We start from the raw sequence: 13,918 nt of genomic DNA, 5'->3' as shown, positions 1-13,918 counted from the left end.
CTACGCCTGCTCCGTCGCCGGGTCGCTGAGCCTGCCCACGGAGGCGACCAGGCCGTCCAGGGACGTCCACCAGTCGGTCTGGGTCTCGATGATGCGGTCGGAGTCGATGTCGAACTCCTCCTCCAGCGAGACCATCAGCTCCAGCACCTGCAGCGAGTCCAGGTCGGTCAGCTCGTCGGCGCCGGGTTCGAGGGGGTGGCCGAGGATCCGTTCGACGACCGCGCGGATCCGGTCCCGGATCGCCTGCTCGCCCGTGATGGGTGTGCTCATGTGGTGGCTCCCTGTCTGGTTCGGCACGTCAGTCGAAGCGGACGGCCCGGGGCCGTACCGGCTGGCCTTTGAAGTCCTTGGCGATGCTGTCGACGAACTCGACCCGCTGCGGCACCTTCGTGGCACTGAGCTGTTCCCGGCAGTACGCCAGCAGCTCCGCGGCGGTGGCCGGCCCGTCGGCGACGACCCGCGCGACCGGGATCTGGCCGAGCCGGTCGTGGGCCTCGCCCGACACCACGGCGTCGCGGACCGCCGGGTGGCGCAGCAGCACGTCCTCCAGCTCCTGCGGGTCGAGCTTCGCCGCCCCGAAATGGATCTTGTGGTCGTCCCGGCCGGTCAGGTGCAGGAAGCCGCGCGGATCGAGGAAGCCGACGTCGGTGCTGACCACCCAGTCGCCCTGGAACGTCTCGGCCGTCGCGTCGGGCCGGTTGCGGTAGCGGGTCGCCGTGTACGGGCTGCGCACGCAGATCCGGCCCGCCTCGCCCGCGGGCAGCACCCGCCCGTCCGCGTCGCGGATCTGCACGTCGACCCCCGGCAACGGCCGCCCCACCGACGTCGCGAGCAGGTCCGCGTCGTCGCTGTCGTTGTAGGCCACGTGGCCCGACTCGCTGCTGCACATGATGTTGCGTACGGCGATGCCCGTGTCGCGCATGAACTGCCGGGCCGTCGACGGCCGCAGCCGCGCCGAGGTCGTCAGCGCCATCCGCACCCGCTTGAGCCGCTCGGCCTCGGGCGCCTTGCGTACCGCGAACTCGTACGCGTAGGGGGTGCCCGACACGACCGTGATCTCCTGGTCGTCGATGGCCTGCCAGAACTGGCGACCCGACTGCAGCGCGACGGTGGCAACCGTCGCACCGGCATACAGCGCGGGCAGCACGGAGGTCGTCGACAGCGCCGTCGTCATCGCCGTCACCCGGTCATCGGGGCTGAGCCCGATCGCCAGGGCCAGCTGTTCGATGTCGTCGCTGAGGCGGCCCACCTGCCGGTCGACGCACTTGGAGCGCCCCGTCGTGCCGCTGGTGAACGTCTGCAGCCAGGCGTGCGCCGCCGCCGTGCCCGGCTCGGCGGCCGGGCCGTCCAGCAGCGTCGCGAACGACACCGACCCCGGCGCGTCCGGCGTCACGTCCGACACGGTCACCACCGGGCTGCACTCGGCCAGCACGTGGTCCAGCTCCCTGGCCTTCAGATACGGCGGCAGCACCGCCACCCGCAGCCCGAGCGACCATCCCGCCAGGGTCAGCGCCAGCGACTCCTCCAGGCCCGGGTGGGACACGACCAGGCACACGTCCTGCCCCTGCGGGAAGTGCCGCCGCAGACCCCCCGACAGCCGCCGGATCAGCTCCACCAGCTCGGCGTACGACGTCGAGCGGTCGTCACCGACGATGGCGGGACGCCGGTCCGACCGGTGCGCCAGCACCGCCTGCACGATGTCGGCCATCTGCCGCCACCTCACCTTCCAGGGCACCAGGCCCCTGAGTCGTGCGCGACGGCAGGTCGCCGCCGCGGCCGGTCACAGGTCCGCGACCAGCTCCCGCAGGCGCGCCTCGCCGACGCCGTACTCGTCGCGCAGGATGCGGCTGACCCGCGCGTACGCCGCGGCGAGGCCGCCGGGCTGGTGGTAGCGCTTCAGATGCCACAGGTGCCCGAAGGCGGGCGGGCCGACCTCCCAGTGCCGGTCGTGCGGCGACCACAGCGCGCCGAACACGTTGACGACCTCGTGCCCGGCCTCGGCCGTCAGGTGCGTGGCCAGGACCTGCTCCGCGACCGTCATGTGCAGCGCGGCGTCGCGGCCGGGCGTGCCCGGGTTGCCGTCGAGGAACGCCAGCCCCGCCGCGCTGATACGCCGCGCCAGGTCCGCGTCGGCGGCCCGGAACAGCGCCGTGTTGCCCACGTACGGCAGCGACGGCGGCAGGCTCACCCCGGCCGGGTTCGCGACCTCGTGCAGCCGGGCGTAGAACGGCGCGTCACCGCGTTCCAGGTGCGCGAAGTGGCTGCCCGTCCCCTCCAGGCGCAGCTCGCCGAGCAGAAAGGCGTCCGTGTCGACCAGCACCGAACCGGGATGGCGCGCCATGCCCAGCAGCTTCGGCAGCGCGAAGCACTCCGCCCGGCGGTAGCGGCCGTCGAACTCGGTGGCGTCGAACACCTCGACCCGGTCGTAGCCGTCGAGCAGGCCCAGCGCGTCCAGCCAGTCGGCTGTCGGCTGGTCGGCCAGCAGGTCGATCGGCCCGGCGTGGCGCTGCCACGACAGCACGCCCAGCAGCCACGTCGGCAGCGCCAGCCGCCGGTACGGCAGCGGGCGCTCGCCGGGCACGTGCCAGTACGAGTGCAGGCCGCGCAGCTTCCCGGTCATCGGCCCGGCACCTCAGACGCCGATCCGGCGCCACGGGCCCCAGATCGCGAACGTCATGCCCTTCGTGGCCTGGATGTTGACGAACAGCGTGTGCCCGTCGGGGCTGAACGTCGCCCCCGCGAACTCGTCGCCGTAGCGGGGCGCGCCGTTGCCGCCGACCAGCCGGTTGAGGCCGATGTCGAACAGCTGGCCGTGCCTGGTCAGGCCGCGCAGGTAGTTGTCGCCGGTGCTGTCCTCGCACACCACGAGGGTGCCCCGCGGGCTGGTCGTCACGTTGTCGGGGAAGTCCAGGGTGTCCGGGCCGGGGGACTGGTAGGTCAACCGCAGGACCTGAGCGTCGATGTCGTACGCCCAGATCTGGCCGTGCCCGTTGCCGAACCCGTCGGCGATCGGGCCGGGCCCTGCCTCCGGCGCGCCGCCGCCCTGCGTGGAGGTGAAGTGGACGACGCCCCGGTCGTAGGCGGAACCTTCCAGCCGGGAGAACCAGGCCGCGCCCCCGGCCCAGCCCTGCGCGGCGACGTAGCTCAGCGCCGTGTCGTTGCTGGTCGGCGCGGAGACGCCGGGGGTATACGGGAAGGTCGGCGCGGGATCGTCGATGTCGACCCACTCCACCGGGAAGGTCGCGCCCGTCTGCTGCTCCGCCGCCAGGTTGTGCTGCGGTCGGCCGCGCACCGCCAGCGCCTGCAGGCGTCCGCCGTCGGCGATGCGCCCACCGCCCTTCGCATGGCGTGGGGGCAGGTAGCGGTAGAAGCCGCTGGCGTAGCCGAAGTTGTCCTCGGTCAGGTAGAGCACGCCGTGGCGCGGGTCGTAGGCGACCGACTCGTGCGCGAACCGGCCGGCGGCCGTGATGGGCTGCGGGTCGACGGCGCCGCGCAGCGGGACCTCGAAGACGAACCCGTGCCTGCGCTGCAGCGCGATGTTGGGCGTGCCGGTGAAGTCCGGGCCGACGTCCGGGCCGTTGACGGTCTCCTCGCAGGTGATCCACGATCCCCACGGCATGATGCCGCCCGAGCAGTTGTTCAGCGTGCCGCTGAGACTGGTGCGCGCCCCGACGACGGCCCCGTGCCGGGTCACCTCCACGGTGGTGGTGCCGCCGCCGGCCGCCGGATCGTAGACGGTGCCGGCCGGTCCGAACGCGGTGCCGATCGTGTTCATCTCGTGGTTGCGTACCAGCAGGTAATTGCCGTGCCGGCCGCGGAAGGCGCCCATGCCGTCGTGCCGTCCGGGCAGCGTCGCGCCGTCGTCGAGGATCACGGGGGTCTCGGTGTCGTGGAAGGACCGGTAGCCGAAGCCGTCGGGCAGCCATAGCCGGACCGCGCCGTCGCGCTCGTCGGCGATCGGCACGAGTTCCACCTGCGGTGCGGGGCTCGCCCCGGCCCTGGCGGCGAATCCGGCGAACGGCCCGGCGGCCATCCCCGCGCCGGCCAGCGCGGCACCGCGCAGCAGTGTGCGCCTGTCGAAGCTCACCACGAACCCTCCTCACCGGACGACGACCGGCAAGAGATTAACAATCATCAATGGCACGATGATGGTCGGCGGATGGCATCGCGATGGCTGACGGATGGCACGGCGTCCTGACCGACCGGTGGGCTACGTACGGTGCGGTGAAGGCCCGGTGCGGCGCTGTGCCGTACCGGGCCTTCACGAAGCGGGCGGGTGCTAGGCGACCCGTGGACCGGCCCCTGTGGCATCGACGTCGAGCCGGACAGGCAGGTCGGGGCGGTCCAGTACGCGACGCGCATCCGCCAGGACCCCTTGCTGGATTCGCTGACACAGTTCGGCGAGCTCACCGGCTTGCGTCGAGGTGTGCACGTCAATCGCCATCGTCGGTTGTCGCGGCTTGCCGGTGAGGCGAACCCTCGCCGAGGCGACGCCCCGATAGCCCTCGATCTGGTCGCGTACCGCCGCTTCGAGCGCCGGACCGGCCAGGGTGGTGTGTTCGTCGGCCGGCCGGTCGGTGCGCACCGCCAGCGTGCGCGCACGGTCGGTGGCCAGCAGGACCGAGACGAGCCATCTGACAGCCAGTACGAGCACGAGCAGAGCCGCCGCGGCGACCAGGGGCCACAACCACCGGCCGTTGGCGGCGACGTAGCGGCTGACCGCGTTGTCTGCCACGGCGCGGTCGGCCATGGACCAGCCCAGGGCGTCGGTGTATGCGAGCGCCCCGGCAGCTCCGGCGGCAAGCAGCAGCAGGCCCAGCACGAGCAGGACGCCACGGTTGAATCGGTCGACGTTCATCAGGCCCTCCGGGTCAGCTTGACCGCCAGCCGCGGGGTGCGGCGCAGTCGCAGCCGTTCGAGACGTCCGCTTATCGCGTTCTCAACCTGCTCAGCCAGCGCCTTGCTGTCGCCGGCCGCAGGGGCGGTGGCCTGGACGGCGATGCTCGAACGTCCGATCCTCACCCGGCCGGGCTCGACGCCTTCGACCCCACTGACGGCGGAGGAGACATCACGGGCCAGGGTCCGGCGGGTCACCGCCAGGTCGGTGGCGGGGTCGTGGCTGTTCAGCGGCAGCCGCCGGCTCCGGGATGGCCAGAGCTGCCCGAGCACCAGCGCGAGGCCGGCTGCCAGCAGCAGCAGGCTGACGGCCAGGGTCCGGGACTGGCCCCAGGTGTACTGTCCGGCCCATGCGGCGGCGGACGGCCAGTCGACCAGCACCGGTGCCCTGCCCAGTGCGGCGGCCGCGATCTCGGCGATGACCAGTGTCGCGGCGGTGATCAGGGCCAGGCAGGCGATCAGCGCGAGCAGGCGGTTGACGAGCCGTCTCATGCCGGCTCCTTTCGGCTAGTGCACGCGGGTGCCGGCGCCGTTGTCGGCGAGGAGGTCCGTGACCTCGATGTCCACGGCTCCGACGGGCAGCCCGGTGAGCTGCTCGACTCGGGCCCGGACGTGGTCCCGCAGCGTCGTGGTGACCTCTGGCAGGCTGGCCGGCCAGCGCACGCTGACTGCCAGTTCCAGATCGGCCCGGCCGCCGTCGAGGTGCGCGACGGCCTTCGGCCTGCGGGTGAGGTCTGCCTTGCCGCCGATGATGTCGGCACCCGGCAGGCGGGCCAGTCCGTGTGGCCCGCCCACGTCGGGCAGTTCTCCGGCGGCCTGCGACGCCAGCTTGGCGATCACGTCCTCGCTGATGTGTATCGCTCCGGTCGCCGCCGATGCGGAGTCGGCGTGCGCCGGACTCGGCGGTGCGGGTGGCTGCCGGGTGGTGGCGGTCATCGTGGGCTCCGCCGCTGCGTCACGTTGGACCCGAATCGGGTGGGATCGAGTTCGCCGGCGAGGACCTTGGCCACGGTCCAGCCGGCGAGGCCGAACAGGGCCACCAGCAGCATCGGTCCGAACCCCGCGAATACGAGTACCGTGCCCAGGACCAGGCCGACTGCCGTGCCGTACATGCTCTGGCTCATGATCTACCCCTAAAGTGCGGCCACCGAGGTGGTGCGGAACTCGGCCAGCAGCGGATCGCCCTGGATCTTGTCTGATGCCATCGCCGCCTGCGCCAGGCGTGCTCCGGGTCGGCTCGCGACGGCCGTGGGCCGCGAGTCTGCTCCGTCCGGGGTGATGGCCGGCGGGTCGCCCAGCTCGGCGATCCTCACGTCCACGGCGCGGCCACCGGCCAGCGGCGCTACCGCGGCTTGAACGGCCGCGCCGACCTCGTACGCCGGTATCGCCCACGCCGCTCTCAGCTGCACCTCGACCGTCGTGTCCGACACCCGAACGCCGGGCACGCGCCGTCCCGGCAGGTAGGTCGCCACCTCCGGGAGGCCCACCAGCAACTTCTCGACACCCCGGCAGGCGCGGGTGGCAGCCGCCACCGCCTCGACATCCACGCCGTCCACCACCGGCGGCGGCGCGGACGCCGACACGCTCATCACTCGACCCGGGCCGGACTGCGATCCTCGCCCGTGTCCGGCAGATGTACGTCGTCGACGTTGACGTTGACCTCGACGACTTCGAGCCCTGTCATCCGCTCGATCGACTGCTTGACGTTGCGCTGGACACTGCGGCCGAGCTCGGAGATGCTGGCCCCGTAGTCGACGACGATGTCGAGGTCGACGGCGGCCTGCGTCTCGCCCACCTCCACGCCGACGCCCTGTGCGACGTTCGGCCCCGAACTGCCCGGAATCCGCTCCCGCAGAGCGCCGAAGGCCCGCGCGGAGCCGGTGCCCATCGAGTAGACCCCGGCGACCTCGCGGCACGCTATGCCGGCGATCTTCTGTACCACTCCCTGCGCGACGCTGATCTTGCCGGTATCAGTCGTCAGGCGGTCATTGCGCGGCTTTGTCGCGCCCGTGTCCGGGCCAGGCGCCGGGGGACGTTCCATGGTCTGCGTCATCGGCCTACTCCCTCTACTTGAACGGCTCATCAGCCGTTCCCAGGTACGCGGACCGCTAGACATCTTTCGCGATACTTTTTCGCAAATGAACCGGTTGCTGTCGGTGGTCGGCTACCGGCAATGAATGAAGGCAGGTTGCGACAGGGCTACTCATCTTCGAAAATTTCCAACGCCGGTGCCGTCAGGAAGCTGCCGAAGTGCTGGTGCTGATCACCCGTAGGCAAGCATTTACGGCAATTTATGGCAACTCGTTTCGAGCAGGTTTCGCCGTTGCTAAGGTCCGAATCACCCATCAACGATGCTCAATTCAGACTCGCCAAGGAGGCGTCATGAGCATTCGAATCATGCGGAGGTTTCGGCTCCACCTGACCGCACTGGCTGCCGTGGCCGTCGTGATGACGGTCTCCGGGCAGTCGCCGGCCGGCGCGGCAGACGATCCGCCGTTCGCTCCGTACCAGGAGATGCACGCGAACTGCACCGTCACTCACCGGCTCAACGACGACCCGATCGTGTTTCCGGGTCTGGCAGGGGCCTCCCACAACCACACGTTCATCGGCAACCCGGCGACCAACGCGAACTCCACGACGCAGTCGCTGGTCGGTGGGGCGACATCCTGCGAGGACACCCTCGACGCCTCGGGGTACTGGTTCCCGACGCTGCTGCAGAACGGCGTGGTGAGGCTGCCGGACAAGCCGACGGTCTACTACAAGTCCGATGTGAAGGACTACCGCACCGTGCGCCCGTTCCCGCCGGGCTTCCGGCTCGTCGTCGGCGACGCGAAGATGACGACGGATACGAACTTCACCGGCGAGTGGCAGTGCCCCGGCTACAAGGGCAAGGCAATCCCGTCATCGTGTCCGAGCGGGTCCTCGCTGGTCATGCGTATGAAGGCACCGAGCTGCTGGAACGGTGTCGACCTGGACACGCCGGATCACAAGTCCCACATGGTCTGGCCGGTCAACGGCGTCTGCCCGGCGTCGCACCCGGTGCCGCTGCCGCAGCTGCAGGTCAAACTTCCGTACCCGCTGCCCGGCGGAAACACCGGTGGTCTGGCCTACTCGTCCGGCACCGGCTACTCGTTCCACTACGACTTCATGAACGGGTGGAACAACGCGCGTCAGGTATACCTGGTCGGCCACTGCATCAACGGCGGGCGCCAGTGCAACGGCTACGGCGTGGACCCCCACAAGCCGTGACATCCGCTCGAAACACCGCCATCTGGCGAACCCCGTGAGCCTTACCTAGTCAGGGGCAGGTCCCGTCGAGTCACGTACGGTAAGGTGCGTCGGCAGCACGATCGATTGACGTGTTGTCGGCGCTCCTTCGTGCAGGCGGGTCAGCAGCATGGACACCGCCACCTGGCCGGCCTGTTCGATGGGCGCGGTCAGGGTGGTCAGCGTGGGGTGGCAGAAGTCGGCCCCGAAGATGTCGTCGCAGCCGACGATGCTGATCTGGCCGGGCACGTTGACACCTCGCTCGTGGAGCCGGGCCAGCACGCCGATGGCCAGCAGGTCGTTGAACGTGATGCAGGCCGTCACGTTCGTGTTGATCAGCGCGTCAGCCGCAGCCGAGCCGTTCATCCGGTCGGCCGGGAAAGGCCCCAGGCGCCGTACCGGCAGGCCGTGCCTGGCGGCGGTGGTGACGAGTGCACGCCAGCGAGCCGCGTTGGCCCAGGAGTTCTCCGGTCCGGACAGGTAGGCGATCTCGCGGTGTCCCAGCGAGATGAGATGCTCCGTCGCCTGGGCTACCCCCGACGGCGAATCGATCAGCACGCTCGGGACGCCGTGGACGTTGCGGTTTATGGCGACGATGGGCAGCTCGGCGGCCAGCGCGGCCAGCAGGCGGTCCGGCAGGCGGGAAGCGGCCAGGATCGCCCCGTCGATGGACTGGCGCATCTTGGTCAGCATGTGCGACTCCAGCCCGCCGGAGTTCTCACTGTCGATGAGCAGGTGAGCGTATCCGGCCGCTTTGAGCTGGTGCTGGGTGCCGCGAATCAGCCCGAAGTAGAACGGGTTGGTCACGTCGGAAACCAGGACCGCCACCGTTTCGGTGCGTCCCGAGGTCAGCGCGCGGGCGTGCGTGTTCGGCACGTAGGACAAGCTTCGGGCAACCTGCGTGATGGCATCACGGGTGACGGCGTTGACCCGCCCAGGTCGAGACAGGGCCCGGGACACGGTGGACGCGGCAAAGCCGGTGGCTGCTGCGATGTCGTTGATCGTGACGCGCCGGGGGCGTTGGTCCATACCAGGCAGAAGAACACGCAATGGCAGAAGTCGGCAATCGCTTGCCACTTCTTGCCATCGAATGGCATGTATACCTGAACGCGTCATCGGCGATGCGGGAACACCACCACTGCCCGAATGCTGGGCCCGCCATCGTGGCGCATGGCGGGCCCAGCATTCGACTGTTCGGTCGGCGGCCGGGTCAGCTCGGGATCGTCATCTTGATCTGGATCGGCCGGTGCTCACTGTGAATGGCGGCGAGCCGGGCCAGGCAGCAGTTGTCCAGCGACCTGCTGTACATGAAGCCGTCGATGCGCAGGCCGTCGTTAGGCCCGTTGGGTTCGAGGTTCGCTCGGGCGGCGATGTCGTTGGGGTCGTCGTCGACGACCTTGTTCCAGTCGGCGCCGAGCACGGTCAGCCGGTCGGAGCCGCGGACGAAGTTCACGATGCTGAAACCCATGTCGTCGTACGGGCTGCCCGGCCCGGTCTGGCAGCGGGGCGGCGGCATGTGCAGGGAGGCGACGCGGATCCAGCGGCCGTTGTTCAGCCTGATGTTGACCTTGGCGATCCAGCGGGTCATGATGCCGCCGTCCGGGCACGGACTCGCGTCGACACCCTTGACGAGGCCGAAGGTGTCCCGGTCGGTGAACACCGAGCGCCGGATCACCAGCGCGCTGCCGGCGCGGTCCTCGGCCGACGTGTCCTGCAGGACCAGCCAGGTGCCGGTGTCGACGAAGTCGGCCAGCCGGATGGACTTGGTCTCCTGGAGCAGGGCGATGTCGGCGTGGGGAGCGATGACGTTCTGCCAGTCCTGCCTGACGTTGGCCTGGGACACCCCGAAGTCGACGTTGGCGGTGACGAACCGCAGCGTCACCGGTGCCGCCGACGCGGGAGCCGCCAGACCGGTCAGCACCGCCGTGGCGGCGACCAGGACGCACATGACGCGCTTTACGTGCATTGCTGTCTCCTTTCGCGAGATCAGAGGAACGCGCCGACGACGGGGGTCGCGTTGTCGGCGCCCCAGTTCAGGATGGCCGCGTAGAGGGAGCGACGGCGGTCGGCGCCGTTGTCGATCTGGCTCGGCGTGCAGGCTCTGGTGCCGGTGCCGCATACCCAGCCGTGCAGGAAGATCCGCCAGCCGCCGTCCAGCGAGGTGGTGACGTCGCTGCCGCCCGGTCCGCAGATGCCGGTGCCGGCGGTGGTCAGCAGGCTGTGCTCGGTCGCTCCGCCGAAGTGCCAGCGGTCGGTCGACCGCAGCCACACGGTGGCGTAGCTGCAGTTGTCGTAGCCGTACCGGGAGGCGAACAGCACGAACTGGTTGCCGCGCTGGACCAGCACCGGGTTCTCGATGATGCCGTCGCGCCGGAGCAGTTCACCGCTGTCGTTGCCGAACCATTGCACGCCGCTGTCGGACAGGCGGACCATGCGCAGCGTCGACGGTGTCTGCTGGGTCTTGTACAGCAGGAAGCGTCTGCCGTCGCTGTCGATGAACGGTGACGGGTCGATGACCCCGGCATCGGCTATCGGCCGGCCGGGCACCCGGTCCCCGCCGCCGTGCCGCCCGCCCGGACATACCAGGGGCTGGGCGGCGGGCTGGAACTTCCCGCTCGGATCGGCGGTGGTGTTGACGGCGACACCGATGCACCGCTGGCCGCTGAAGTCCTTCGCCACGGCCGAGAAGTACATGACGAACCCGGCGCCGGTGCGCCACACGTCGGGTGCCCATACGTCACCGTTGGCCATCCAGCCGGGCATCGGGTCGAGGTCGAGCGCCGGGCCCGTGTTGCTCCACGGGCCGACGGCCTCGTCGCCCCGGCTGACCCGCACGCCGGATCCGGTGGAGTAGACGTAGAAGTCACCGTTCTCCCGGAGCACGCCGGGATCGGCGATCGCGGTGGACGGCGCGTACACCGGTGCGGGTGCGGCCGCGTGGGCCGGTCCCGGCAGTGCGAAGAGCAGCGCCGCGGCCGCAGTGAGGCCGAGGCTTGTCCGCGTGGGCATCTTCATGGGGCACAACGTAGGGAGCCGTACTACATGAATGCCACATATTCATTCCACATGGCCGGTCCCGGTGACGTTCTCGACCGGCGCGCGTGAGAACGACCCGGAGGTTGGTGCCGACGAGGAGGGATTCGAGAAAGGTGAGCCGGAGGGAGTTCCTGTCCGGGCGGTGCTCCAGATCGGGTGGGCGCGGGTGCAACAGACCGCCCGGCGAGCGCGTTGTAGGGCAGACTTCGTTCAGGAAGCGAGCCCATGACGTTCGACGAATACCTCACGAACTGCCTGCCGACCCTGCTGCGCTATGCCACGGTCGTCACCTGCGACCCGCATCTGGCCCAGGACGTCGTCCAGGAGGTCCTGGCCCGCGCCCAACCCCGCTGGCAGCGCATCTGTGCCATGGAGCAGCCCGGGGCGTACCTGAAGCGGATGGTTCTCAACGAGTTCCTCACGCTGCGGCGTCGGCTGGCCGCACGACGTCCGGCACTGCTCCCGCGCGATGCGCTCGCCGTTGCCGACCCGGCCGCGGCCGTCATCGAACGGCAGCACCTGCTGTGGCACATCGCCCGGCTGCCGCCCCGACAGCGGGCCGTCATCGCGCTGCGTTTCTACGAAGACCTCACCGACATCGAGATCGCGACGCTGCTCGAGTGCCGTCTCGGCACCGTCCGCAGCCTCAGCTCACGCGCCATCGCGACGCTGCGTGCCTCCTTGTGGGCGCAGTCCGCGCCGGTGGGCGTACCCGGAATGGAAGGACTTGCCCATGGATGACCTGATCCGCGCCGCGCTGCTGGACATGGCGAAGCACTCACCGGATGCCGCGACGGTGCGCGCGGGCACGAACGCCCGGATGCGGCAACTGCGCCAGCGCCGCGCCGTGCTGGCGGTCGCGGGCGTCGCAGCGGTCGCTTCCGCCACGCCGCTCGTCGTGCGAGACCGTCCCCAGGCGGGGCCCACCTCGGGTTCCCTGCTGCCGCCTGCCTTCCCGGACCTGCCGGTCGGGCCCGGCAACGTCGGGGTGGCCATACGCCATCACCCGACCTGGCTTCCGGACGGTTTCGTGGAGTCCGCCCGGCAGGCCGTGCTGTCCGCGCAGCCGACCTACACGGCCCGCGAATGGTCGGCACCCGGCGACCATCCGGAGTCGACCGTGGCACCGCGAATCTCCGTCAGCCACCAATCGGCGGCCAGTCCCTGGCATCCTCGCAGGAGCGACCGGCAGGGCAAGAAGGTGACCGTTAACGGGGCCGACGGTCTGGCGTGGTCGGACGGCGACGACGTCGAGCTGGAGTGGCCGTCGGCGGACGGCGGCTTCCTGCGGGTGAGCCTGCACGCCGTTCGCCCCGGCCTGGCCACCGCGCGCCGGATCGCGGAGTCGGTCGTGGCGGACGATGTCACGATCATGGAGTGTGCGCTGGCCTTCGGCTGGCTGCCGCCCGACCTGGTTGGCAGCGCGATCCTGGCGCGGTCCACCACCGACGGCAGCGGCCGTCCCAGTGTCTCGGCCTGGAACCAGGAACTGATGCTCACCGGCGGCCGGCTGTGGATCATGTGTGGCACCGCGACCGACCAGTGGGAACTCGACAGCCGAGGTAGAGCGGCGACAGTCAGGGGGCTGCCGGGCCGGGTGAACCCGGACGGTGACGAACTGTGGGTGCGTCTACCCGATGGACGCCACCTGCTCGCCAGCACCCAGCGGGGCGCGGTCCCGTTCGCCCGGCTGGTGAAGGTCATGGAGCACATCCGGCTCGGTCCGCTGCCCAACGTGGCGTGGATCGGGAGTCGCTGACCGAGGCGGGCCTGGCGATCGGTCAGGCCCGCCGCTGCCGCGCTGATCTCAGCAGTTATCAAGGCTGGAAACCCGGCTTTTCAGTGTCGCAAGGAGAGTCGCCGCCCGCCCGGAGTTTCCGGTCCCCGGGCGACGGTGATCCAGGAGTCGCCGAAGGCATAGAGTCTCGCCTATGGAGTCGAGTCAGCAGGACGCTCTGGTGGGATTGTTGCGCCCCGGTCGTTCGCTCGATGTGAAGCTGCCGCCCGGTGAACAGTTCGTTCCCCACGGCTGGACGAAGCCTGCGTTCTGGGTCAGCGACGAGCCGGTCACGCCGCACCAGTGGACCGCGTGCAGGACCGCTCATCCTCGTTCGGGGCTGTGGCCGGTTCTGATGTACGACCTGCCGTGCGCCGTCATCGACGAGGAAGCCGATCCAGACCGGTGGCAGGCCATGCGCCGTATCGACGAGATCGACGTCGAAGCACTGATGGCGTCCGCCGCGTGCTGGGACGGCGCCGGCTGGGACGGTACGGACTTCCGCCAGAGCTGGCAGGGGCTGGCTTCGCCGGGCGTGCCGCAAGAACCTGCCGACGTGCGGGCTGATCGCTCCATCGTGGACTGGCCTTCGCAGGAACCGTGCCGGCTCATGCTGGTTCCGGCCGACCGCAGCGCCGACGTCGTCGCGTCGATCGCCTGGCGCCTGTTCAACCAGGACCTTGTCGACCCGATCGCGTCGTCTGCGATCCTGCGGAGTTGGGAGGACCGTTTCGGCGCCCGAGTGACGCACCTCGGCGACGGTGTTCTGACGCTGTCGGTCGCAGCTCCGCCGGCCGACCGGTCGGCGGCCCTGCGCGTCGTCGCAGAGCACCTGGTCTTCTGCGCCGACAGCCTCTCCAACGATCCGGACGACTTCTCAGCCCATCTTGATCACCTCACCTCCGGCGACCCCTGGTCCTTCTGGTGGGATTGACGTCAGGT

General features: G+C 70.1%; 17 protein-coding genes. 4 read left to right on the top strand and 13 right to left on the bottom strand.

The window, feature by feature from the left end; translation table 11 throughout:
- The 10 genes from HAV40_RS00590 to HAV40_RS00545 all read right to left on the bottom strand — a co-directional run bounded on the left by HAV40_RS00590 (nucleotide 1) and on the right by HAV40_RS00545 (nucleotide 6,949).
- Nucleotides 1-270: an acyl carrier protein gene (locus HAV40_RS00590; RefSeq protein ID WP_166377885.1), complete on the bottom strand. Its 270-nt coding sequence runs from the start codon at nucleotides 268-270 to the stop codon at nucleotides 1-3.
- A 28-nt stretch (nucleotides 271-298) separates the two neighbouring features.
- Nucleotides 299-1,708 carry a class I adenylate-forming enzyme family protein gene (locus HAV40_RS00585; RefSeq protein WP_166377883.1) on the bottom strand — a complete coding sequence of 470 codons (1,410 nt, stop codon included), beginning with the start codon at nucleotides 1,706-1,708 and terminating at the stop codon, nucleotides 299-301.
- A 72-nt stretch (nucleotides 1,709-1,780) separates the two neighbouring features.
- Complete coding sequence (locus HAV40_RS00580) at nucleotides 1,781-2,620, bottom strand: hypothetical protein (RefSeq protein ID WP_166377881.1); 840 nt, start codon at nucleotides 2,618-2,620, stop codon at nucleotides 1,781-1,783.
- Between the two features lie 12 nt (nucleotides 2,621-2,632).
- The gene (locus HAV40_RS00575) at nucleotides 2,633-4,087 is read right to left on the bottom strand and encodes an alkaline phosphatase PhoX (RefSeq protein ID WP_166377879.1); all 1,455 of its coding nucleotides are present in this window, start codon (nucleotides 4,085-4,087) and stop codon (nucleotides 2,633-2,635) included.
- 192 nt (nucleotides 4,088-4,279) lie between these two features.
- Nucleotides 4,280-4,858: an alkaline shock response membrane anchor protein AmaP gene (gene amaP, locus HAV40_RS00570; protein ID WP_166377877.1), complete on the bottom strand. Its 579-nt coding sequence runs from the start codon at nucleotides 4,856-4,858 to the stop codon at nucleotides 4,280-4,282.
- A complete protein-coding gene (locus HAV40_RS00565) occupies nucleotides 4,858-5,388 on the bottom strand; it encodes a DUF6286 domain-containing protein (RefSeq protein WP_166377875.1) in 531 nt (176 codons plus the stop codon). The genes amaP and HAV40_RS00565 overlap by 1 nt, the downstream gene beginning before the upstream one ends.
- A gap of 15 nt (nucleotides 5,389-5,403) precedes the next feature.
- Nucleotides 5,404-5,832, bottom strand: a complete 429-nt coding sequence (locus HAV40_RS00560; RefSeq protein WP_166377873.1) for an Asp23/Gls24 family envelope stress response protein — start codon at nucleotides 5,830-5,832, stop codon at nucleotides 5,404-5,406.
- A complete protein-coding gene (locus tag HAV40_RS00555; protein WP_166377871.1) occupies nucleotides 5,829-6,020 on the bottom strand; it encodes a hypothetical protein in 192 nt (63 codons plus the stop codon). The genes HAV40_RS00560 and HAV40_RS00555 overlap by 4 nt, the downstream gene beginning before the upstream one ends.
- A 9-nt stretch (nucleotides 6,021-6,029) precedes the next feature.
- Complete coding sequence (locus HAV40_RS00550) at nucleotides 6,030-6,485, bottom strand: hypothetical protein (RefSeq protein ID WP_203671259.1); 456 nt, start codon at nucleotides 6,483-6,485, stop codon at nucleotides 6,030-6,032.
- The gene (locus tag HAV40_RS00545) at nucleotides 6,485-6,949 is read right to left on the bottom strand and encodes an Asp23/Gls24 family envelope stress response protein (protein ID WP_203671258.1); all 465 of its coding nucleotides are present in this window, start codon (nucleotides 6,947-6,949) and stop codon (nucleotides 6,485-6,487) included. Before HAV40_RS00545 ends, HAV40_RS00550 begins: the two co-directional genes overlap by 1 nt.
- A 329-nt stretch (nucleotides 6,950-7,278) precedes the next feature.
- On the opposite strand from HAV40_RS00545, the gene HAV40_RS00540 reads away from it, so the two are divergent.
- On the top strand, nucleotides 7,279-8,145 hold the full coding sequence (locus tag HAV40_RS00540) for a DUF1996 domain-containing protein (RefSeq protein WP_166377869.1): 867 nt from the start codon (nucleotides 7,279-7,281) through the stop codon (nucleotides 8,143-8,145).
- Nucleotides 8,146-8,190: 45 nt separating this feature from the next.
- Here the strand turns inward: HAV40_RS00540 and HAV40_RS00535 are convergent, their stop codons facing one another.
- From HAV40_RS00535 to HAV40_RS00525, 3 genes are all read right to left on the bottom strand, one after another.
- On the bottom strand, nucleotides 8,191-9,240 hold the full coding sequence (locus tag HAV40_RS00535; protein WP_203671257.1) for a LacI family DNA-binding transcriptional regulator: 1,050 nt from the start codon (nucleotides 9,238-9,240) through the stop codon (nucleotides 8,191-8,193).
- A gap of 133 nt (nucleotides 9,241-9,373) precedes the next feature.
- A complete protein-coding gene (locus HAV40_RS00530) occupies nucleotides 9,374-10,129 on the bottom strand; it encodes an endonuclease/exonuclease/phosphatase family protein (protein ID WP_166377867.1) in 756 nt (251 codons plus the stop codon).
- 20 nt (nucleotides 10,130-10,149) lie between these two features.
- Entirely contained in the window at nucleotides 10,150-11,178 is a 1,029-nt protein-coding gene (locus tag HAV40_RS00525; RefSeq protein ID WP_166377865.1) for a family 43 glycosylhydrolase, read from the bottom strand.
- 246 nt (nucleotides 11,179-11,424) lie between these two features.
- Here HAV40_RS00525 and HAV40_RS00520 point away from each other — a divergent pair, with 246 nt between their 5' ends.
- The 3 genes from HAV40_RS00520 to HAV40_RS00510 all read left to right on the top strand — a co-directional run bounded on the left by HAV40_RS00520 (nucleotide 11,425) and on the right by HAV40_RS00510 (nucleotide 13,910).
- Nucleotides 11,425-11,940 carry a sigma-70 family RNA polymerase sigma factor gene (locus HAV40_RS00520; protein ID WP_166377863.1) on the top strand — a complete coding sequence of 172 codons (516 nt, stop codon included), beginning with the start codon at nucleotides 11,425-11,427 and terminating at the stop codon, nucleotides 11,938-11,940.
- Entirely contained in the window at nucleotides 11,933-12,958 is a 1,026-nt protein-coding gene (locus HAV40_RS00515) for a hypothetical protein (protein WP_166377861.1), read from the top strand. The genes HAV40_RS00520 and HAV40_RS00515 overlap by 8 nt, the downstream gene beginning before the upstream one ends.
- A 172-nt stretch (nucleotides 12,959-13,130) precedes the next feature.
- Nucleotides 13,131-13,910 carry a DUF4253 domain-containing protein gene (locus HAV40_RS00510; RefSeq protein ID WP_166377859.1) on the top strand — a complete coding sequence of 260 codons (780 nt, stop codon included), beginning with the start codon at nucleotides 13,131-13,133 and terminating at the stop codon, nucleotides 13,908-13,910.
- The last annotated feature ends 8 nt before the right edge of the window (nucleotides 13,911-13,918 follow it).

It is taken from the genome of Catellatospora methionotrophica (assembly GCF_011297335.1).
GTDB lineage: Bacteria > Actinomycetota > Actinomycetes > Mycobacteriales > Micromonosporaceae > Catellatospora > Catellatospora methionotrophica.
Note: the sequence above shows the minus strand (reverse complement) of the source record. Positions and strands in the feature narration are given on the sequence as shown.

Bases quoted from the DNA above. Each gene is read 5' to 3' on its own strand.
- HAV40_RS00590 (WP_166377885.1), bottom strand. From the start codon at position 270: ATGAGCACACCCATCACGGGCGAGCAGGCGATCCGGGACCGGATCCGC.
- HAV40_RS00585 (WP_166377883.1), bottom strand. From the start codon at position 1,708: ATGGCCGACATCGTGCAGGCGGTGCTGGCGCACCGGTCGGACCGGCGT.
- HAV40_RS00580 (WP_166377881.1), bottom strand. From the start codon at position 2,620: ATGACCGGGAAGCTGCGCGGCCTGCACTCGTACTGGCACGTGCCCGGC.
- amaP (WP_166377877.1), bottom strand. From the start codon at position 4,858: ATGAACGTCGACCGATTCAACCGTGGCGTCCTGCTCGTGCTGGGCCTG.
- HAV40_RS00565 (WP_166377875.1), bottom strand. From the start codon at position 5,388: ATGAGACGGCTCGTCAACCGCCTGCTCGCGCTGATCGCCTGCCTGGCC.
- HAV40_RS00560 (WP_166377873.1), bottom strand. From the start codon at position 5,832: ATGACCGCCACCACCCGGCAGCCACCCGCACCGCCGAGTCCGGCGCAC.
- HAV40_RS00555 (WP_166377871.1), bottom strand. From the start codon at position 6,020: ATGAGCCAGAGCATGTACGGCACGGCAGTCGGCCTGGTCCTGGGCACG.
- HAV40_RS00550 (WP_203671259.1), bottom strand. From the start codon at position 6,485: ATGAGCGTGTCGGCGTCCGCGCCGCCGCCGGTGGTGGACGGCGTGGAT.
- HAV40_RS00545 (WP_203671258.1), bottom strand. From the start codon at position 6,949: ATGACGCAGACCATGGAACGTCCCCCGGCGCCTGGCCCGGACACGGGC.
- HAV40_RS00540 (WP_166377869.1), top strand. From the start codon at position 7,279: ATGAGCATTCGAATCATGCGGAGGTTTCGGCTCCACCTGACCGCACTG.
- HAV40_RS00530 (WP_166377867.1), bottom strand. From the start codon at position 10,129: ATGCACGTAAAGCGCGTCATGTGCGTCCTGGTCGCCGCCACGGCGGTG.
- HAV40_RS00525 (WP_166377865.1), bottom strand. From the start codon at position 11,178: ATGAAGATGCCCACGCGGACAAGCCTCGGCCTCACTGCGGCCGCGGCG.
- HAV40_RS00520 (WP_166377863.1), top strand. From the start codon at position 11,425: ATGACGTTCGACGAATACCTCACGAACTGCCTGCCGACCCTGCTGCGC.
- HAV40_RS00515 (WP_166377861.1), top strand. From the start codon at position 11,933: ATGGATGACCTGATCCGCGCCGCGCTGCTGGACATGGCGAAGCACTCA.
- HAV40_RS00510 (WP_166377859.1), top strand. From the start codon at position 13,131: ATGGAGTCGAGTCAGCAGGACGCTCTGGTGGGATTGTTGCGCCCCGGT.